Source organism: Pseudomonas sp. H1h (assembly GCF_000633255.1).
In the GTDB taxonomy this organism is placed as follows: domain Bacteria; phylum Pseudomonadota; class Gammaproteobacteria; order Pseudomonadales; family Pseudomonadaceae; genus Aquipseudomonas.
On sequence record NZ_AYMJ01000018.1, the window covers coordinates 400,372 to 419,362 of the forward strand.

At 61.2% G+C, this 18,991-nt stretch carries 16 protein-coding genes; 5 read left to right on the plus strand and 11 right to left on the minus strand.

Annotated elements, in window-relative coordinates:
• Window positions 1-91 precede the first annotated feature (91 nt).
• Window positions 92-577 (minus strand): flavin reductase family protein, encoded by a 486-nt coding sequence (locus tag U862_RS0117575; RefSeq protein WP_025111607.1) that lies wholly within the window; start codon window positions 575-577, stop codon window positions 92-94.
• Window positions 578-901: 324 nt separating this feature from the next.
• On the opposite strand from U862_RS0117575, the gene U862_RS0117580 reads away from it, so the two are divergent.
• The gene (locus U862_RS0117580) at window positions 902-2,308 is read left to right on the plus strand and encodes a cytosine permease (RefSeq protein ID WP_025111608.1); all 1,407 of its coding nucleotides are present in this window, start codon (window positions 902-904) and stop codon (window positions 2,306-2,308) included.
• A gap of 249 nt (window positions 2,309-2,557) precedes the next feature.
• A complete protein-coding gene (locus U862_RS0117585) occupies window positions 2,558-3,658 on the plus strand; it encodes a polyamine ABC transporter substrate-binding protein (RefSeq protein ID WP_025111609.1) in 1,101 nt (366 codons plus the stop codon).
• A gap of 367 nt (window positions 3,659-4,025) precedes the next feature.
• Here the strand turns inward: U862_RS0117585 and U862_RS0117590 are convergent, their stop codons facing one another.
• The 3 genes from U862_RS0117590 to U862_RS0117600 all read right to left on the minus strand — a co-directional run bounded on the left by U862_RS0117590 (window position 4,026) and on the right by U862_RS0117600 (window position 7,815).
• Complete coding sequence (locus tag U862_RS0117590; protein WP_025111610.1) at window positions 4,026-4,991, minus strand: TerC family protein; 966 nt, start codon at window positions 4,989-4,991, stop codon at window positions 4,026-4,028.
• Between the two features lie 183 nt (window positions 4,992-5,174).
• Window positions 5,175-6,887, minus strand: coding sequence for an amidase (locus U862_RS0117595; RefSeq protein WP_025111611.1), 1,713 nt, complete (start codon window positions 6,885-6,887; stop codon window positions 5,175-5,177).
• A gap of 139 nt (window positions 6,888-7,026) precedes the next feature.
• Window positions 7,027-7,815, minus strand: coding sequence for a helix-turn-helix domain-containing protein (locus tag U862_RS0117600; RefSeq protein ID WP_025111612.1), 789 nt, complete (start codon window positions 7,813-7,815; stop codon window positions 7,027-7,029).
• Window positions 7,816-7,900: 85 nt separating this feature from the next.
• On the opposite strand from U862_RS0117600, the gene U862_RS0117605 reads away from it, so the two are divergent.
• Window positions 7,901-8,899 carry a bile acid:sodium symporter family protein gene (locus U862_RS0117605; RefSeq protein ID WP_025111613.1) on the plus strand — a complete coding sequence of 333 codons (999 nt, stop codon included), beginning with the start codon at window positions 7,901-7,903 and terminating at the stop codon, window positions 8,897-8,899.
• Window positions 8,900-8,982: 83 nt separating this feature from the next.
• Here the strand turns inward: U862_RS0117605 and U862_RS0117610 are convergent, their stop codons facing one another.
• Window positions 8,983-9,177 carry a PLDc N-terminal domain-containing protein gene (locus U862_RS0117610; protein WP_025111614.1) on the minus strand — a complete coding sequence of 65 codons (195 nt, stop codon included), beginning with the start codon at window positions 9,175-9,177 and terminating at the stop codon, window positions 8,983-8,985.
• Window positions 9,178-9,231: 54 nt separating this feature from the next.
• Window positions 9,232-9,846 (minus strand): response regulator transcription factor, encoded by a 615-nt coding sequence (locus tag U862_RS0117615; RefSeq protein WP_025111615.1) that lies wholly within the window; start codon window positions 9,844-9,846, stop codon window positions 9,232-9,234.
• A gap of 114 nt (window positions 9,847-9,960) precedes the next feature.
• Here U862_RS0117615 and U862_RS0117620 point away from each other — a divergent pair, with 114 nt between their 5' ends.
• Window positions 9,961-11,583, plus strand: a complete 1,623-nt coding sequence (locus U862_RS0117620) for a hybrid sensor histidine kinase/response regulator (RefSeq protein WP_025111616.1) — start codon at window positions 9,961-9,963, stop codon at window positions 11,581-11,583.
• 1 nt (window position 11,584) lies between these two features.
• On the opposite strand, the gene yecR is transcribed toward U862_RS0117620, so the two are convergent.
• The 5 genes from yecR to U862_RS0117645 all read right to left on the minus strand — a co-directional run bounded on the left by yecR (window position 11,585) and on the right by U862_RS0117645 (window position 16,107).
• Window positions 11,585-11,893: a YecR family lipoprotein gene (gene yecR / locus U862_RS0117625; RefSeq protein ID WP_025111617.1), complete on the minus strand. Its 309-nt coding sequence runs from the start codon at window positions 11,891-11,893 to the stop codon at window positions 11,585-11,587.
• Between the two features lie 32 nt (window positions 11,894-11,925).
• Window positions 11,926-12,240, minus strand: coding sequence for a hypothetical protein (locus U862_RS0117630; protein WP_025111618.1), 315 nt, complete (start codon window positions 12,238-12,240; stop codon window positions 11,926-11,928).
• Between the two features lie 185 nt (window positions 12,241-12,425).
• The gene (locus tag U862_RS30910) at window positions 12,426-13,031 is read right to left on the minus strand and encodes a hypothetical protein (RefSeq protein ID WP_025111619.1); all 606 of its coding nucleotides are present in this window, start codon (window positions 13,029-13,031) and stop codon (window positions 12,426-12,428) included.
• 530 nt (window positions 13,032-13,561) lie between these two features.
• A complete protein-coding gene (locus U862_RS0117640; protein WP_025111620.1) occupies window positions 13,562-14,734 on the minus strand; it encodes a cystathionine gamma-synthase in 1,173 nt (390 codons plus the stop codon).
• A complete protein-coding gene (locus U862_RS0117645) occupies window positions 14,731-16,107 on the minus strand; it encodes a cystathionine beta-synthase (protein WP_025111621.1) in 1,377 nt (458 codons plus the stop codon). The genes U862_RS0117640 and U862_RS0117645 overlap by 4 nt, the downstream gene beginning before the upstream one ends.
• A gap of 412 nt (window positions 16,108-16,519) precedes the next feature.
• On the opposite strand from U862_RS0117645, the gene metE reads away from it, so the two are divergent.
• Window positions 16,520-18,808, plus strand: coding sequence for a 5-methyltetrahydropteroyltriglutamate--homocysteine S-methyltransferase (gene metE, locus U862_RS0117650; protein WP_025111622.1), 2,289 nt, complete (start codon window positions 16,520-16,522; stop codon window positions 18,806-18,808).
• The last annotated feature ends 183 nt before the right edge of the window (window positions 18,809-18,991 follow it).

The following is an 18,991-nucleotide window of genomic DNA, read 5'->3' on the forward strand; positions in this document are numbered from 1 at the left end:
GGTGGATCAATCGAAATCTCTGGTGGCTGACACATCGCCTTCGGGAGCAAGCTCCCTCCCACAGTGGATTTTTGTGGAGCTGAAATTTTGCTCAGGCCAGAACCGGCAGGGCGCCCATCTTGCCGTGGCAGTACACCAACGGTCCGCTGTGCTGCTCGGGCACGATCAGGTTCTGCACCGCGCCAACCATGATCGCGTGGTCGCCGCCTTCGTATTCGCGCCACAACTCACACTCGATGATAGCCGTCGCGTTGGCCAGGATCGGGTTGCCCAGTTCGCTCAATGTCCACTCGATGCCTTGCGCCTTGTCCTTGCCTTTACGGGCGAAGGCATAGGCTTCGCTTTGCTGACCACCGGACAGGACGTGGATCGCGAAGCGTTTGTTCTTGATCAGCACGGGGTAGGAGTCAGAGCTGTAGTTGGGGCAGAACAGCACCAGCGCCGGGTCCATCGACAGTGAGCTGAACGCACTCGCGGTCAGGCCGACAATCTGACCGTCATCGTCCAGCGTGGTGATAACGGTTACGCCGGACGGGAACGAGCCCATGACTTGTTTGTAGATGGCGGCATCGATCATTGGACGGTCCTCGGGTGTTGTAACGCTATTTTTATGTGTTTGTTGGTCTGATGGTATACCAGTATTTTTTCTTTGCAAGGGCTTTCGGGCTGAACCGATAAACGTAGTTGTTTCGTCGGAAACTCAGCGTTTATTGGACTTCTGGCTGGCCTGCAGGCCGCGGTATCAGTGAGGATGGCGTATCAGATAGCGCTGCAAACTACGGATCAGTCTTGTGAAATGTTTGGAATACCATAATATGGTCTGCATCTGAGGGGCGGCCACAGAGCTCCCCCGGTTTGGCTTCATACAAAGATAAGAACAGACAAACTCGAGTTCATGCATATGTCCCAGATGTCCCGGCAAGATCCGTTGATCGAGAATCATACGGTCGACTACGTCCCACTCGCGGAACGCCACGGGAAGGCCCGCGACCTTTTCACCTTGTGGTTCAGCACCAACATCGCGCCACTGCCCATCGTCACCGGCGCCATGGTGGTTCAGGTGTTTCATCTCGATTTGCTCTGGGGGTTGCTGGCAATTGCGCTGGGGCACCTGATCGGCGGGGTAGTGATTGCCCTGGCGTCGGCGCAAGGCCCGCGCATGGGCATTCCGCAAATGGTCCAGAGTCGCGGCCAGTTCGGGCGTTATGGCGCGCTGTTGATCGTGTTCTTCGCGGCGCTCATCTACATTGGTTTCTTCATTTCCAACATCGTCCTTGCCGGCAAATCGATTGTCGGCATTGCGCCGTCGGTGCCCGCGCCGCTGAGCATTCTGACGGGTGCGCTGGCGGCCACGGCGATTGGTGTGATCGGCTACAACTTCATCCACACGCTCAACCGCATCGGCACCTGGGTGATGGGCAGCGCGCTGCTCGCCGGTTTCATTTACATCTTTGCGCACGATTTGCCAGCGGACTTTCTGACGCGCGGTAGCTTCAACCTGTCGGGCTGGCTGGCGACGGTGTCGCTGGGGATCATCTGGCAGATCAGCTTCTCGCCATACGTGTCCGACTATTCGCGTTACCTGCCGGCGGACATCGGTATCGCCAAGCCGTTTTTCGCGACTTACCTGGGCGCGACGCTGGGCACGATTCTGTCGTTCAGTTTCGGCGCCGTGGCGGTGCTGGCAACGCCTGAAGGCACCGAGGCGATGGCGGCGGTCAGGCAGTCCACCGGGTGGCTGGGGCCGATTCTGATGGTGCTGTTCCTGCTCAATATCATCAGCCATAACGCCTTGAATCTGTACGGCGCGGTGCTGTCGATCATCACCTCGATCCAGACGTTTGCCAGCCAGTGGACGCCAAGCATCAAGGTGCGCGTGCTGCTGTCGAGCGTGGTGTTGGCGGGCTGCTGTGTGGTCGCGCTGGGGGCCTCGGCGGATTTCATTTCGCAGTTCATAGGGCTGATTCTTGCGTTGCTGCTGGTGCTGGTGCCGTGGGCGTCGATCAACCTGATCGACTTCTACCTGATCAAGCGCGGCGTGTATGACATCACTTCGATCTTCCGTGCTGACGGCGGGATTTACGGGCGCTTCAACCTGCACGCGATCATTGCCTATTTCATCGGCATCATCGTGCAGCTGCCATTCGCCAATACCTCGTTGTACGCCGGGCCATACGCCAACCTGGTGGACGGTGCGGACCTGTCGTGGCTGTTCGGCCTGGTGGTGACGGTGCCGCTGTATTACTGCCTCGCCACTCGTGGGCAGACTCAACGGAGCAGGGCGGCGCGGTTGGGTTACACCGACTGAGTTCGTCTCCCCTTTGAAATGCCCGGCACTGCGCCGGGCATTTTAGTTTCCGCATTCCGGCGGTCATTCAAATTGGCCATTTCGATCCCCTTTTGGCCCATCACCCACTGTGCCGCGACCCCGCTGTCGGCAAGAATCAACGCTACAACGAAACGCTGGACCTTCCTTGCCCTTGGCTACCTTTACAGCCGCTGCCGTGTACAGAACATAAAAACCATCGATCTCACGTCGCAATCCGGGGAAACAACCATGGTCACGATCAAACGCATTCTGGGTGCCACCGTGTGTGGGCTGACGCTGCTGGCCAGCGCGGTGCACGCCGAACAGCGCGAGCTGCGGGTGTACAACTGGGCGGATTACATCCTGCCGTCCGTGCCCAAGGATTTCGCCACGAAGACCGGCATCAAAGTGACCTGGGACACCTTCGACACCAACGAATCGCTGGAAGCCAAGTTGCTCACCGGCAACTCCGGCTACGACCTGGTGGTGCCGTCGAACCAGTTCATCGACACCCAGATCAAGGCTGGCGTGTTCCAGAAACTCGACAAGTCGAAGCTGCCGAACTGGAGCCACCAGGACCCGGCGCTGCTCAAGCTGCTGGATGCCAACGACCCCGGAAACCAGTACGGCGTGCCCTACATGTACGGCACCGTGCTGATCGGCTTCAACCCGGCCAAGGTCAAGGCTGCATTGGGCGACAACGCACCGGTGGACAGTTGGGATCTGGTGTTCAAGCCGCAGAACATGGAGAAACTCAAATCCTGCGGCGTGGCGATGCTCGATTCGCCGTCGGAGATTCTGCCGCTGGCCCTGCATTACCTCGGCCTCGACCCGAACAGCCAGAACCCTGCCGACTATGAAAAGGCCAAGGATCTGATGCTGAAAATTCGCCCTTATGTCACCTACTTCAACTCGGCCAAGTACATGACCGACATCGCCAACGGCGACATTTGCGTGGCCATCGGTTACTCCGGCAGCTTCTATCAGTTCGGCAATCGCGCCAAAGAGGCGGGCAACGGCGTGGTGGTCGACTGGCGTCTGCCGAAGGAGGGCGCGCCGATCTGGTTCGATACTTTCGCGATTCCAAAGAGCGCGAAGAATGTCGAAGAGGCGCATGAATTCCTCAACACGCTGCTCGACCCGAAAGTGATTGCGCCAATCAGCGACTTCCTCGGTTATCCGAACGTGAATAAGGACTCGATGTCGCTGGTCAACAAGGACATCACCGGCAACCCGAACCTGACGCCGACCAGCGAAGCGCTGAAAACCCTGTACGTCGTCCAGCCACTACCGCAGAAGCTCGAACGTGTACGCACCCGGGTGTGGACCAGCATCAAATCCGACAAGTAAACCGTTCCCCTACAGGAATGAGCCTGCTCGCAAAGGCGTCCGATCAGCCGACATCTTCACCGGATGACCCACCGCCTTCGTGAGCAAGCCCACTCCCACCCTTGATCCCGGTCAGCCCTGAATTCTCCATCCACCGCCTATCCCCCTGTGGGAGCGGGCTTGCTCGCGAAGGCGCCGGATCAGCCACCATCTTCACCAAATGACCCACCGCCTTCGTGAGCAAGCCCACTCCCACCCTTGATCCCGGATAGCCCCGAATTCTCCCTCCACCAACGATCCCCCTGTGGGAGCGGGCTTGCTCGCGAAGGCGCCGGTTCAGCCACCATCTTCACCAAATGACACACTGCCTTCGCGAGCAGGCCCACTCCTACAGTTGGACGTTTTCCTTACGGGTGACGATCAGGCTCAACACCACCGATCCCAGAATCACCCCGCCCACCACCGCCAGCGACCATTCCACCGGCATGTGAATCCAGGGCATCAATGTCATCTTGCCGCCGATGAACACCAGTACGATCGCCAGTCCGTACTTGAGCAGATGAAAGCGGTCGGCCATGTCCGCCAACAGAAAGTACAGCGCCCGCAGGCCCATGATCGCGAAGATGTTCGAGGTGAAGACAATGAACGGGTCGGTGGTGACGGCGAAGATCGCCGGGATGCTGTCGACCGCGAACATCAGGTCGCTGGCCTCGATCAGCACCAGCACCAGGAACATCGGCGTCGCCCAGCGCACGCCGTTCAGCCGGACGAAAAAGCGTTCGCCATGAAAGCCCTTGGTGATCCGCAAATGCCCACGCACCCAGCGCAGCAACGGGTTGTTGTCGAGGTCCGGTTGCTGCTCGGCGAACATCAGCATCTTGATCCCGGTGATGATCAAGAACACCCCGAAGGCATACAGCAGCCATTCGAACTGCGACACCAGCCACACGCCGGCGAAGATCATCGCCGCACGCATCACAATCGCCCCAAGCACGCCATACAGCAGCACCCGGCGTTGCAGTTCCGGCGGCACGGCGAAGTAGCTGAAGATCATCACGAAGACGAACATGTTGTCGATCGACAGCGATTGCTCGATCAGATACCCGGTGAGGAATTCCAGGGTCTTGCGCTGAGCGATTTCAGCGCCGAACTCGCCGTTCAAGTACCACCAGAGCAATCCAGCGAACGCCATGGCCAGCGCGCACCAGGCGATCACCCAGCATGATGCTTCCCGCACCGACACTCGATGCGCCTTGCGTCCGCCGAAGACGAACAGGTCCAGTGCAAGCATGGCGAGGACGAAGACGATAAAGGCGCCCCACATCCACGGTTCGCCGATATTCAGGGGCGACATGGCGTTCTCCTTGTCCGAGCGGGTTTGGACGAGGCCATGCTAGCGGGGAGATTGTGCGCAAGAAAAATCGCTTATTCCTGAGCATCAGTTCGGGAAAAACGAAGTGTTGGAGGTGAGCGCAGGCGGGAAGTGCGTTAGAGGACGGGATCGAGACCTTTGCGGCCCCAATCCCGTCCTGTGTTGTTACTTGTCGGAATTCAGTGCCGGCGTGCGCGGCGGTACCTGACGCTTCGAGCCGGTGGCTTCAAATGCGGAGGCCAGGCGCAGCAGATTCGAGTCATCATAGGCGCGACCGGCGAAGGTCAGGCCGACCGGCATGCCGATGTCCGCCATGATGCCCATCGGCACGGTGACGGTCGGTACGCCCAGGTGACGGATCGCCAGGTTGCCGTTGGCGACCCAGATGCCGTTGCTCCAGGCAATGTCCGCCGATTCCGGATTGATATCGGCATCCGCCGGGCCAACGTCGGCGTTGGTCGGGAACAGCACCGCGTCGAGTTTGAGCGTGTCCATCCAGTCTTCCAGGTCGAGCTTGCGGGTCTTTTCCAGGCCGCGCAGGCCGTCCGGCAGGGTCGGGATCTGGTCCCACGGGGTGATGCCGCGCTGGGCCATGCGCACGTATTCGTCCATACCGGCGGCCAGATCGCCTTCACGGTTGGGCAGGGTGCCGGGGTCGTGCGGGAAGATCTTCGGCCCGTCGACGTCGGCCAGACGGTTGAGCTTCGGATCCCCGTTGGCGCGCAGGAAATCGTCGAAGGCCCAGGCCGACAGGTCCCACAGCTCGTGGTGCAGAAACTCCTTGGAGACGATGCCGCGATTGAACACGGTCGGTGCGCCGGGGCGGTCGCCTTCGCAGTTGGAGACCAGCGGGAAATCCACTTCGATGACTTCGGCGCCGGCCGCTTCCAGAGCGGCGCGGGCCTGTTTCCACAGGTCGATCACCGATGGGCGGGTGTTGATGCGTTGCCCGGTCGGGCCACCGATGCCCGGGGCTTCACTGGTGCCGGCTTCAGGGTCGGCGTTGATGTACATCTTTGGCACGCCGAGGCGTTTGCCGGCCAGTGCGGCGGGCTTCACTGCCAGTTCGGCGTAGGAGGCGGGGCGCACCGAGTCGACGCTCGGAATCGGCACCCACGGCTGCAGGCGCCACAGATCGCCACGGGTGTCGGGGTCTTGCGCGACCACCACATCGAGCACTTCGAGCAGGTCGGCCATGGTTCGCGCGTACGGCACAACCACGTCCATGGTTGGCGTCAGCGGCCAGTTGCCGCGCACCGAAATCACTCCGCGCGACGGCGTGTAGGCGCACAAACCGTTGTTCGAAGCCGGGCCGCGCCCGCTCGACCAGGTTTCTTCCGCCAGACCGAAGGCCGAGAAGCTCGCGGCGGTGGCGGTGCCGGCACCGTTGGACGAACCGGAGGCGAACGGCGCCGTCAGGTAGGCGGCGTTGTACGGGCTTTCGGCCCGGCCATAGACACCACGCTGCATGCCGCCATTGGCCATCGGCGGCATGTTGGTCTTGCCCAGGCAGATTGCCCCGGCGGCGCGCAGGCGTTCGATGGTGAACGCGTCGCGATGCGCCACCAGATCGGCAAACGCCGGGCTGCCGGAAGCAGCGGTCAGCCCCTTGACCAGGTAGCTGTCCTTGGCGGTGTAAGGGATGCCGTCGAGCGGGCCCAGGGTTTCGCCCTTGGCCCGGCGCGCGTCTGAGGCCTGGGCTTCAGCCAGTGCCTCGGGGTTGCGCACCACCACGGCATTCAGCGCCGTGGCGGTGTTCGGGCCATCGTAGGCGTCGATCCGGGCCAGATAGGCCTGCACCAGTTCAACCGCGGTGGTCCGGCCGGCGTCGAGCGCCGCGCGTAATTGAGCAATGGAGACTTCAGTGACTTCGATCATGCTGTTACCGCCGACAGGTTCGCTAAAGGGGTGGGTCATTATGGTTATCGTCGAAACGTGTAAAGAATTACGTATGGGCGAAACTCTACCCTGAACTTTGCCGAATGGCATGTGCTAATTCGATAAATATCGACAAAACTCAACGAAAAAACTCTCCCGGCGTCTCGCCAAACTGCTGCCGGAAGGCAGCGATGAACGCCGATGTCGAGTCATAACCGCAGGCCAGAGCCACATCGGTGACGCGTTCGCCGCGCTCCAGCGGGGTCAACGCGCCCAACAGGCGCAGGCGTTGGCGCCAGGCGCGGAAGGTCAGACCGGTGTCGCGTAAAAACAAACGGCTGAGGGTTTTTTCGGTGATGCCGAATTGTTCGCTCCAGTGCTGCAGTGTGGTCTGCTGTTCCGGATGTTGCTCCAGGCTTTGATAGATCTGCCGCAGACGACTGTCCTGCGGCAGTGGCAACATCAGGTCGATCTGCGGCGCCTCGGCCAATTGATCGAGGATCACCTGGGCCAGCCGACCATGCGCACCGTTCTGGTCGTATTCCACCGGCACCCGACTGAACGCGCGAATCAGCTCGCGCAACAGGTCGCTGACGCCGAGCACATGACAGCGTTCAAGCGCCCAGCCGGCCACGCTGCAATCGATGTACAAGCTGCGCATTTCGGTGTGCGGCGAGCTGAACACACGATGCGGAACGCCTGCCGGAATCCACACCGCGCGCTCCGGTGGTGCGACGAAACGCCCGGCGCTGGTCTGCACTTCGAGCACACCCTGAATCGCGTACGACAATTGCACCCACGGGTGGCTGTGACGCCGGGTCAGTGCGCGATTAGGCAACGATTCGGTGCGCCCGTACAGCGGACGCGGCAGGCTGGGTAGCCCGGGAATGCTGCGCCGGAAGCTTTTCTCGTGTCCTTTAGGCGGCATCTACTGGCTCTTCGGCGTTAGTCGGTAATTTCTGCTCACGTTAGAGTCGCAGTCACGTACTGGCAACCCCCGGATGAACAAACCCATGACCCGCCCAAGATTCCTGCCCGACAACTTCACCCTGACCCTGATCGGCGTCGTGCTGCTCGCCAGTTTTCTGCCAGCCAGCGGTCAGGTCGCGGTCGGGTTCGGCTGGCTGACCAACATCGCCATCGCACTGCTGTTCTTCCTGCACGGCGCCAAGCTGTCGCGCGAATCGATCATCGCCGGTGCTGGCCACTGGCGCTTGCACCTGTTGGTGTTCGGCCTGACCTTCGTGCTATTCCCGATCCTCGGGCTGGCGTTGAAACCGCTGCTGTCACCGCTGATCGGCGACAAGCTGTACATGGGCATGCTCTACCTCTGCGCGTTGCCCGCCACCGTGCAGTCGGCGATTGCCTTCACCTCACTCGCCCGGGGCAATATTCCGGCGGCGATCTGCAGTGCGGCGGCGTCGAGCCTGTTCGGTATTTTCCTCACGCCGTTGCTGGTGACGCTGCTGTTGAACGTGCACGGTGATGGCGGCTCGACACTGGATGCGATCCTGAAGATCAGCGTGCAATTGCTGCTCCCATTCATTGCCGGGCAGATCGCCCGCCGCTGGATCGGCGCATGGGTCGGGCGCAACAAAAACTGGCTGAAATTCGTCGATCAGGGTTCGATTCTGCTGGTGGTCTACGGCGCATTCAGCGAGGCGGTCAACGAGGGCATCTGGCATCAGATTCCGGTCGTCGATCTGCTGGGTCTGGTGGTGGTCTGCTGCATTCTGCTGGCGCTGGTGCTGCTGGCCTCGACGCTACTGGGCAAGGTGTTCGGCTTCAGCCAGGAAGACCGCATCACCATTCTGTTCTGCGGTTCGAAGAAGAGCCTGGCCACCGGCGTGCCGATGGCGCAGGTGTTGTTTGCCGGCAGCACGATTGGCGTGTTGATTCTGCCGCTGATGCTGTTCCATCAGATTCAATTGATGGTCTGCGCGGTGTTGGCGCAGCGTTATGCAAAACGGCCGGAATCGGTGCCGGAGTTGATGGCGCAGGTCGATCCTTAATGCTGTGTTGCCCGGCGGTCAGCCTTCGCGAGCAGGTTCGCTCCCACAGTTGATCGCCTAGGGCATGGTCAAGAAACAGCCTTTCAGTCCTGAGTTACATGTTTCGGGCCGGCCAAGGCCCAGGCAATCAGGCCAAACAACGGCAGGAAGACGATGGCGATGATCCACACGCCCTTGTTGCTGCCTTTGTCTGCGCTCTTGCGCACCCTGTTGATCGCCCACAATTCTATGATCACAAGAACGACGGCGAGTACGATCCAGACGGGTTCAATTTGCATGGGCTACCTCCTGATGGTCTCTCAGTTAGGTGAGCCTCGGCGCGCAGGGTTCATTTAAATTGTCCCGCTGCCTCCCGAATACTTCACGGCGGCGGCTGCCCGCGACGGCACGTTCAGCGCGCGCAACAACGACGACACATGGATGCGCACGGTGAACGGCGAGATATCCAGCGCCCGGGCGATTTCCTTGTTGGTCTTGCCTTGGGCGATCAGCCGCAACACGTCCTGCTGACGCGGGGTGAGGGCGGCGCCGGTCTCCAGCGGTAATAGCCCTGAAGGGGCGAACCTCACCAGCACTTCGCCTTCCCGGATCGCCAGGATCGCCTCACCGATTTCGTCCGGGGCGATGTTCTTGCCGATGAAACCGTCGATGCCGGCCGCCATCACTTCACCGATCAGGGCTTCGTCGTCCACCATCGACACCACGATCAATGTGGTGCGCGGCAACTTTCGGCGCAGGTCGGCGAGTTGGCTGATGCACGTCAGGCCGGGGAAACGCAGGTCGAGAATCAGCGTGTCCGGCTCGCTGCCGCCGGGCAGCAAGGCCTGCACGGCCTCGAGATCTCCGGCTTCCTCGAGCGTCGCTTCGGGCAGCAGGCGCTGCACGGTGCGCCGCATGGCCTCGCGAAACAGTGGGTGATCGTCGGCTATGATGATTCGGCATGTCATGGCGTGACCCTCCCTGGATCAGGCGTTGTTCACGGCATGCACCTTAGCACCGCCGGCGCAGTTTGCCTGTCGCCGGGTGCTGAATCTGACGACGGTTGCACAAGGACGTTGCCCATGAAGTTCGAGAAAAACACCGAGCTGGATCAGGCCAATCTGCGGATTATCATCGCCAGTATTGCCATGGTGTATATCTGCGCGCTCGGTGTCTTGCCAGGTCAGCGCTTCGATACCTATGTGCCGGTGGTGGTTTACATCGCCCTGTTTCTGCTGGCGTCGATCGGCCTGCGCCAGGCCATCGTGCGTTGGCCCGGGCATTATCCGGCGCGGCGGATTTTCGGCATGGTCCACGATTACACCGGCACCTGCTTTGGCCTGGTGATCGGTGGCGAAGCGGCGTTGCCGCTGTATGCGGTGATCATCTGGGTCAACCTGGGCAACGGCATGCGCTACGGCTCGCGCTATCTGGCGATTGCCACGGGGCTGGCGCTGGTGGCGTTGATGGCGGTTTATCAGCTGACGCCGGTGTGGCAGGCGCAACCGTACATGGTGTTGATGCTGATGCTCACCAGCACGGTGATCCCGTTCTACGCGCACTTGCTGCTGGAGCGTACGCGCAAGGCGTCCGAAGAGGCCGTCGCGGCTAATCTGGAAAAGTCGCGGTTTCTGGCTCAGGCCAGTCACGATCTACGCCAGCCGATTCACTCTATCGGCCTGTTTACCGCGTGCCTGCGCGAATCGCCGCTGGGTGCGGACGAGCGGCAACTGGTCGACAACATCGACCGTTCGTTGCTCAACGTTTCGCAGTTGTTCCGCTCGATTCTCGATCTGTACACCCTCGACAACGGACGCGTCCTGCCCAAGCTGCAGGTGTTCAATCTGGGCGAGTGGCTCGCTGATCTGGTCCGGCAGAATACCGAAGCGGCGCGTTGGGCAGGCGTGGAACTGCGCTTGCGACCTTGCCCCTACTGGGTGCGAACTGATCCGGCGCTGCTCGCGACCATGGTGCAGAACGTGCTCTCCAATTGCTTCAAATACGGGGCACATCGTCCGGTGCTGATGGGTGTCCGTCGGCGTGGAACCGGGCTCGCGATCGTGATTTATGACCAGGGCAACGGGATCGCCGAAGAGCATTTGCCCAAGGTTTTCGAAGAGTTCTACCGGGTGCGCCAGGTGCGAGACAAGGACGTCGAAGGCGTGGGTCTCGGGCTGTCGATCGTCAAGCGTCTGGGGCAGTTGGTGGGTGTCGATGTCGCGCTGCGCTCGCAGCTTGGGCGGGGAACGGCGGTGACCTTGTTCGGGTTGCCTTTCGCTGCGCAGCCGCCGTTGTCGACCGGTCGTGATGACGCGCGGCAGGTCGGTCTGTTGACCGGTTTGAAGGTGTGTCTGGTGGAGGATGACCGCAACGTGCTGCTGGCAACCTCGGCGCTGCTCGAGCGTTGGGGCTGCGTGGTGCAGGCGGAGCTGACGGGCGTGGATCTGCTGACGGACTGCGAGATCATCGTCGCCGACTATGACCTCGGCCCGCACAGCAACGGTATCGAGTGCATCGACGCCGTGCGGCGTCAGCGCGGCTTCGCGGTGCCGGCCATGATCATCACCGGCCATGACATTGAAAAAATACAGGCGGCCTTGCACGACCGCCAAATTGCCATCCTGTCCAAACCGGTACGCCCGGCCGAGCTGCGCGCGACCTTGCGGGCCCTGCGCGACCGGCAAACCGACCCGGTCGAGGTCTGAATCAACGCTTGCAGAGGTAGTCCTGAGTGATGGTGGTTTGCAGGCAGTTGTACTGGCCCATGGTGCGGCAGATGTTTTTCTCCGATCCGGTCACCTCGGCATTCTTGTAGCCCCAGGTCTTGCAGCGCTCCATCGCGACCGTCAGGCCTTGCGCGGCGCTGGTCTGGCCGCTTTCAAACTGGCCCAGTTCATAGGAGACCTGAACGACGCCGTCGTTCTTGCTGCCACCAGTGGCTTCCCACTGTTTGGGCGTGGCGCAGCCCGTCAGGGCGAAGGCGGTGAGGGTGAGAGTTGCGATCAGGGTTTTCATGATGGGACGGAGTCCTTTTCCGGGAAGATGAATTACTGAACTGGCAGTGGTGAGGCGCCTTTCGGCAGGCAGGACAGCGGCGGGCTCATGATGCCCATGCTCGCCACCGCGACAATGGCGCCGCTGGGTAACTCGCAGTTGTACTCGCCGGCCGGGGTGTAGGCGGTGTAGTAGGTGAGGGTGCTGTCGCTGCGGATGTTGTCGATTTTCGACACCGGTTTGCCGATGACGGTCTGGGCGCGTTCTTTCATGCTGGCTTCGGTGGGTTTGGCGGTCTGGCAACCGCTGGCGCCGACCAGCAGGGTGCAGACGATGGCGACTTTGTACAGGTTTGCAGGCAGTTTCATGGTGCTTCTTCCTTGGTGTTGTTCTGATTTCCAGGCACAACGATCCCGCGCACTGCACAGCGGCAATGTTGGGGAGCATCGGGGGGTGCGAGGGAATATAACGCCGGGCGGCGGGGCGGTCGATTAGCACAAATGTGCTAGTGCGGCGGTGGGTGAGGCGACCCGGGCGGGTCGCCTCATGCCAATTATTGCGGGCTGTTGAACTGGTCGGAATAGCTGCCGGTCATCAGCGCCGAGGCAACGCGATCGGAGCCGACCCCAACGCGCGAATAGGCATAACGGTTGGCGCCGACCTTGTCGGTCCCGTCGGAGGCCAGGGTATTGGCGCCGACATGATCGGAGCCATCGGAAGCGACCGCTCCAGCGCCGACATGATCGGAACCGTCGGAAGCGACTGCACCAGCGCCAACATGATCGGAACCGTCGGAGGCGACTGCACCAGCGCCGACATGATCAGAGCCATCGGAAGCGACTGCACCAGCGCCGACATGATCGGAACCGTCGGAGGCAACCGCTCCAGCGCCTACATGATCAGATCCATCGGAGGCGACACCAGCGCCGACATGATCGGAACCGTCGGAGGCGACTGCACCCGCGCCGACATGATCGGAACCATCGGAGGCAACCGCTCCAGCGCCTACATGATCAGATCCATCGGAGGCGACCGCCCCAGCCTTCACATGGTCTGCGCCATCGGAAGCCAGCGCCTGCGGCTGTGCAGCCCAGGCCGTTGGCAGCATGACGGTCGCCGCGACCGCAAGAATGGCGCCAGACAAAAGCGTGTGTTTCATGATTTTCTCCACGACCCATCAGCCACACAGCATTCGTTGGCCCGGGGTTGACCAGATTGGCGATTGGCACGGGCGCACTGCAAAGCGCACGGGTGTCGACTTATTGCATGAAACCGCGATAGCGAACTGAAAAGTATAGATCGGTAAAACGGCGGCACCGGTGGCGGGGGCGGGGAAGCGATAGTCGGTTAACTTCCTTGCACAAGACTGCTTGAAGGAAATCAGTCTAAAAACAGGCGCCCATGGCTACGAGGCTTTTGCTAGCCTCAAAGGTGTAGGCGAAGACGCAGACTGATGCGCAAGCGGATAGCAAGGGGACGTGGGGCGCGTTCCGAAGGGTACACGGTTAGAAAGATCTCCGCGCTGAGATCCAGCCCTTATGCCGTGTGAGGCAGCAAAGCGCCGCTCTTTTTCCATGGTTGCTTTGTACTGTGAGAGGCCCGATAAACCTTGTAAGCCAGAGACCAGCACTGGCCGCCTACTCGAACACCAAAGCCCGCATTGCTGCGGGCTTTGTCGTTGTTGCAGGATCAGATTTTCGACAGCGCGTGTGCCAGATCGGTGCGCAGGTCTTCGAGGTCTTCGACACCCACCGACAGACGCACCAGGCCATCGCCGATGCCCAGTTTCGCGCGTGTTTCAGCTGGAATGGTCGCGTGGGTCATGATCGCCGGATGCTCGATCAGACTTTCGACGCCGCCCAGGCTTTCGGCCAGCGCAAAGATCTTCACGTTTTCCAGAAAGCGCCGTGCGCCCTCCAGATCACTGTTCAGATCCACCGAGATCATCCCGCCAAAACCGTGCATCTGCCGTTTGGCCAACTCATGCTGCGGGTGCGACGGCAGGCCCGGATAGTAGACGCGTTTGACCTGCGGTTGCTGTTCCAGCCACTTGGCCAGTTCCAGCGCGTTGCTGCAATGACGCTCCATGCGCAGCGCCAGGGTTTTCACCCCGCGCAATGTCAGGAACGCGTCGAACGGCCCGGAAATCGCACCGACGGCGTTTTGCAGGAAGCCGAGTTTTTCCGCCAGTTCGGCATTCTGCCCAACCACCGCAATGCCGCCGATCACGTCCGAGTGCCCGTTCAGGTACTTGGTGGTCGAATGCAGCACGATATCGAAACCCAACTCCAGCGGCCGCTGGATATACGGGCTGGCGAAGGTGTTGTCGGCCACGCTGATGATTCCGCGTGCGCGGCAGATACGGGCGATAGCGGCGAGGTCCGACAGGCTCAGCAATGGGTTGGTCGGTGACTCGACGATGACCAGGCGTGTGTCGTCCTGCAGCGCCGCTTCGAACGCCGCCAGGTCAGTCAGATCGACGTAGCTGAAACGATGCCCGGCACTGCGCTGGCGCACCTTGTCGAACAGGCGGAACGTGCCGCCGTACAGGTCATTACCGGAGATGACGTGCGAACCGGCATCGATCAGTTCGAGCACGGTGGAAATCGTCGCCAGCCCGGATGCGAAGGCGAACGCGCGGGTGCCGCCCTCCAGATCCGCCACGCAACGCTCCAGAGCGAAACGCGTCGGGTTGTGCGAGCGCCCGTAGTCGAAGCCCTTGTGCACGCCGGGGCTGTCCTGCAGGTACGTCGAATTGGCGTAGATCGGCGGCATCAGCGCGCCAGTGGTCGGGTCCGGCGTTTGCCCGGCGTGGATCACCCGGGTCGCGAAGCCTTGGGATTTATCGTCGTGCTGACTCATGCGAGGGATCTCCGTAATTGGTTGAGCATGTCGGTGCGCGTAATCAGGCCGTGGAAGCCCGAGGCGTCGGCGATGATCGCCACGAGGCCGCGACTGAGCACCGATTCCAGCTCGGCGAGGTGGGCGCCGGGCGCGAGGGTTTGCAGCTTGTCGGTCATCACGCTGGACACCGATTGACTGAAGCGTGCGGCGTCTTCGTGCACCGCCAGCAGGATGTCGGATTCGTCGATCACGCCGACCAGCTGTTTGCCTTCAACCAGCACCGGCAGCTGCGAGACGTCTGCCAGGCGCATGCGCTGGAACGCGGTCAGCAGGGTGTCGTCGGGGCCGACGCTGATCACTCGACCGTCTTCGAAGCGGCGGGCGATCAGGTCGCGCAGGTCGCCATAACCCTTGCGTTGCAACAGGCCCTGATCGGTCATCCACTGATCGTTGTAGACCTTCGACAGATAGCGCGTGCCGGTGTCGCAGACGAAGCTGACCACGCGTTTGGGCTCGGTCTGTTCGCGGCAATAACGCAGCGCGGCGGCCAGCAGGGTGCCGGTCGACGAGCCACCGAGAATGCCTTCGGCGCGCAGCAACTGGCGGGCGTGGTCGAAGCTTTCTTCGTCGCTGATCGAGTAGGCGTGGCGCACGCTGGTCAGATCGGTGATCGACGGAATGAAATCCTCGCCGATGCCTTCCACTGCCCACGATCCGGGTTTGGGCATCGTGCCGTCGCGGCTGTATTGCGCCATCACCGAACCGACCGGATCGGCCAGGACCATTTCCAGATCCGGCTGTACACGCTTGAAGAAGCGGCTGAGGCCGGTCAGGGTGCCGGCGGAACCGACGCCGACCACGATCGCATCCAGGTCATGCTCGGTCTGCGCCCAGATTTCCGGTGCGGTACTGCACTCGTGGGCCAGCGGGTTGGCGGGGTTGTTGAACTGGTCGGCGAAGAAGGCGCCGGGAATATCTTTGGCCAGGCGTGCGGCGACGTCCTGGTAGTACTCGGGGTGGCCCTTGCCGACATCCGAGCGGGTGATGTGCACCTCGGCGCCCATGGCTTTCAAGTGCAGGACTTTCTCGGTGGACATTTTGTCCGGCACCACCAGCACCACGCGGTAGCCTTTGGCGCGGCCAACCAGCGCCAGGCCCAGGCCAGTGTTGCCAGCGGTGGCTTCGACGATGGTGCCACCCGGTTGCAGGCGGCCATCGCGTTCAGCGGCGTCGATCATCGCCAGGCCGACGCGATCCTTGATCGAGCCGCCAGGGTTCTGTGATTCGAGTTTGAGAAACAGTGTGCACGGTCCGGTATCGAAGCGAGTGACTTGAACCAGCGGAGTATTGCCGATCAGCCCAAGTACGGCAGGGCGTGATTCCTTTGACATTTCTTCACCTCTTAGTGGTGTTGATCGCGTTCCATTCGCGGGGAAAAGCTCGCGTGCAACATAGGCTCAGACATGATCTGTCGCAACCTTTAGTCAGTCGTGAATTCAGCCATTTCGATCTAACCATAGAACAAAATCGAAGCCTGCAAGGGGCCGGTTATGGCGGGTTTATATCGAGGCGCCATTGAGTATTCAAAGGGCGTCGTATCGGTCATCAACGGCTTGATCTGCTGATCAATATCCTGCAGTGCACACCACTGGGTGATGCGTGAACGGAATCGTTGCGAGGCGAAAAGCCGCGATCATACGATCATGAGGGAAACTTGTGATCATCAAGATTAAAATGAGTTTGTCTCACCAAGGCTTGATCTCGACAATGGCCACCATCAACAAGACATTGGAGTTTTTTGTTATGGCACTGGCCCATTCCCTCGGATTTCCGCGCATCGGTCGCGACCGCGAACTGAAGAAGGCGCAAGAGGCGTTCTGGAAAGGAGAACTGAACGAGGCCGGCCTGCGTGAGGTGGGTCGTGAGCTGCGCAAGGCCCACTGGGACCTGCAGAAAAACGCCGGCATCGAACTGCTGCCGGTGGGCGATTTCGCCTGGTACGACCAGGTGCTCACCCACTCGCTGATGTTCGGCGTGATCCCCGAGCGCTTCCGACCGCACGACGGCAAGGCCACGCTGCAAACCCTGTTCGGCATGGCCCGTGGCGTCAGCGACAGTTGCTGCGGCGGTGCCCACGCTCAGGAAATGACCAAGTGGTTCGACACCAACTACCACTACCTGGTCCCGGAATTCAGCGCCGATCAGCAGTTTCAGCTTGGCTGGGAACAGTTGTTCGAAGAAGTCGAAGAGGCCCGGGCATTGGGTCACAACGTCAAGCCAGTGATCATCGGCCCGCTGACTTACCTGTGGCTGGGCAAGGCCAAAGGCGCCGAATTCGACAAGCTGGAATTGCTGGATCGTTTGCTGCCGCTGTACGGGCAGATCTTCGCCCGTCTTGCCGCGCTTGGTGTTGAGTGGGTACAGATCGACGAGCCGATTCTGGTACTCGATCTACCGCAGGACTGGAAGAACGCCTTCGAACGCGCCTACAACCAGATTCAGCGTGATCCGCTGAAGAAGCTGGTTGCCACCTACTTCGGTGGTCTGGAAGAAAACCTCGGTCTGGCCGCCAATTTGCCGGTCGATGGCCTGCACATTGATCTGGTGCGCGCACCGGAGCAGTACCCGACCATCCTTGATCGTCTGCCGGCCTATAAAGTGTTGTCGCTGGGTGTGGTCAATGGTCGTAACGTCTGGCGCTGCGATCTGGAAAGCGCCCTCGTTACCTTGCAGCATGCGCATGAGCGTCTGGGTGATCGTCTGTGGGTCGCGCCATCGTGCTCGTTGCTGCACAGCCCGGTGGACCTTGGCCGCGAAGACCAACTCGATGCCGAACTGAAAAGCTGGCTGGCGTTCGCCGTACAGAAGTGCGAAGAGGTGGCTGTTCTGACGCAAGCGGTCAACCAGCCGGAAGCACCCAACGTGCTGCGTGCATTGACTCAAAGCCGCTCGGTTCAGGCGGCTCGCGCCGCTTCCCCCCGTATTCACAAACCTGCCGTCCAGGCGCGTGTTGCCGCGATCACGGGCAAAGACAGCCAGCGCCAGTCGCCGTTTACCCGGCGCATCGGCAAACAACGCGCCAGGCTCGACTTGCCACTGTTCCCGACGACCACCATCGGTTCGTTTCCGCAGACCGCTTCGATTCGTCTGGCGCGCCAGTCATTCAAGCAGGGCAAGCTGAGCGAAGCCGAATACACCGAAGCCATGTACAGCGAAATCCGCCACGCCGTGGAAATCCAGGAGCAACTGGGGCTCGATGTACTGGTGCATGGTGAAGCCGAACGCAACGACATGGTCGAGTACTTCGCCGAGCAACTGGACGGCTACGTGTTCACTCGTTTCGGCTGGGTGCAGAGCTACGGTTCGCGCTGCGTCAAACCGGCGGTGATCTTTGGCGATCTGAGTCGTCCGAAGGCCATGACTGTGGAGTGGATCCGCTACGCCCAAGGCCTGACCAACAAGGTCATGAAAGGCATGCTGACCGGCCCCGTGACCATGCTGATGTGGTCGTTTCCCCGCGAAGACGTGTCCCGTGAAATCCAGGCTCGCCAACTGGCGTTGGCGATCCGTGATGAGGTGGTGGATCTGGAAGCCGCCGGGATCAAGATCGTGCAGATCGACGAAGCCGCGTTCCGCGAAGGTTTGCCATTGCGTCGGGCGCAGTGGCAGCACTATCTGGACTGGGCCACCGAAGTATTCCGCCTGTGCGCTTGCGGCGTGCGTGACGAAACCCAGATCCACACTCACATGTGCTACAGCGAGTTCAACGATGTGATCGAGTCCATCGCCGCGATGGACGCCGACGTGATCACCATCGAAACCTCGCGCTCGGACATGGAACTGCTCGATGCTTTCGAAGCCTTCGCCTACCCGAACGAGATCGGCCCGGGCGTCTACGACATCCACTCGCCACGCGTCCCGGATGCCTCGGAAATGGCCAACCTGCTGCGCAAGGCCGCCCAGCGGATTCCGGCAGAGCGGCTGTGGGTCAACCCGGACTGCGGCCTGAAAACTCGTGGCTGGCCGGAGACTGAAGCGGCGCTGGTGCACATGGTCACCGCCGCTCGCCAACTACGCAAAGAACTGGCTTGAAGCCCTGAGCACAATCCCCGTGTGGGAGCGAACCTGCTGGCGAACTCGGTGCATCAGCCAAGGATGTGTCGACTGACACTTCGCCTTCGCGAGCAAGCCCGCTCCCACAGGGGATAGTCGGTGGGTGGCGGATCTGCGGGCGGCCGGGATCAAGGGTGGGAGTGGGCTTGCTCACGAAGGGGC